Source organism: bacterium (genome assembly GCA_040755795.1).
Lineage (GTDB): Bacteria > UBA9089 > CG2-30-40-21 > CG2-30-40-21 > SBAY01 > JBFLXS01.
Map to the genome: position 1 here is coordinate 1 of JBFLXS010000701.1, position 1,315 is coordinate 1,315.

The 1,315-nt window shown below is 35.3% G+C and carries 2 protein-coding genes; both read left to right on the forward strand.

Annotation, left to right across the window (positions count from 1 at the left end; translation table 11 throughout):
• The first annotated feature begins 251 nt into the window (after positions 1–251).
• Positions 252–572, forward strand: a complete 321-nt coding sequence (locus tag AB1414_21055) for a hypothetical protein (protein ID MEW6609901.1) — start codon at positions 252–254, stop codon at positions 570–572.
• A gap of 48 nt (positions 573–620) precedes the next feature.
• Positions 621–953: a DUF6516 family protein gene (locus tag AB1414_21060; protein ID MEW6609902.1), complete on the forward strand. Its 333-nt coding sequence runs from the start codon at positions 621–623 to the stop codon at positions 951–953.
• Positions 954–1,315 lie beyond the last annotated feature (362 nt).

Below are 1,315 nucleotides of genomic sequence, written 5' to 3' on the forward strand. Positions count from 1 at the left end.
GCAAAGGAAGGAAAATAAGGTGGTGAACAACCTATTGCTTTGTTAAGTTTGCTTTGCTATGTTTAGAAAGTTATCGGTTATCAGGTTATCGGTGAAGAGAAAACAATGACCTGTTATCTCCGATTACCGATTACCTAAGTAACATGCAAATTCAATCTTAACAGAGCACTATAATCTTTGCGTTCTTTGCGGTTAAAAAAGGATAAACCACTTAATCTTAAAAAAACTTGAATATCGAGTATTAGAATGGAGTGATAAAAATCATGGTCAATATTCAATTACAGTTACAGCCACAGACGGAAGAACGCTTCCGAAAAATTCTTGCTCAGTATCACAATCAAGAGGTATTTGCCAAAAATATCATTGCATATCAAATTGCTGAATTAAAACGGGCTCTTCTCAATATTCGATTAGATTTACAGCAATTTGAGCAGAAATATCAGTTGGAAACAAAGGAATTCTATCAGCAATTTCAAACGGGTTCGATAAAAGATACGGAAGACTTTATGATTTGGGCAGGCATTTATGAGATGTTTCAACAAAACAGTCGAAAAATAGAGGAATTACAATGATTGAAGCCTATTTTGAATCTGTCGAGAAGACAATTCAATCTTTTCCTAATGTACGATCATATACACTCAGTAAAGAAAGTTTACAATGCGAAACAAGGTTTTATCAGAGGCATAATTCTGTTTGACGATGACACTCAACTTGAGTTTGTGGAAGTTAAAGATGCGGATGTGAGCGAGAAGATTAAATATCGCTATCAGTATATGGATAAAGACCATACCATGGTCTTTCGATACGATAATGCCCCTCATCACCCTCATATTCTGACTTTTCCCCATCATAAACATGTAGATGAAGGAGACTTGAAAGAAAGCAATGAACCAACATTAGATGATGTGTTATTGGAAATTGCTCCCAGAAGGCGTTTACAGGAGCAGAAGTGACTATTGACTATGAGAGAGAAAATACAGTTGGTAGATTGCATCTCAAACGAGACTCAATAAGTGAAAAATAAGCCAGAGCCTAACAATCGTTGCCTCGGACGGCGGGAGATTGTGCCGTGATTGAAAGTTTTGTAGTATCTCCATAGGGTAACCGTTCAGGCTATATATCAAAAGTGTAAGAAAGGGGATAAGGAGATAAGAGTGATATGGAGATAAGATAATAGAATATAGATTAAAATTTATAGAAATAGGTAGAAATTGATTGTGGAAAACAACAAATTTCCATAAATTTCTATTACTTGATGTTCAAGTTTTTTAAAGGTATAAAGATTTAACCGCAAAGAGCGCAAAGGAAGATTTCG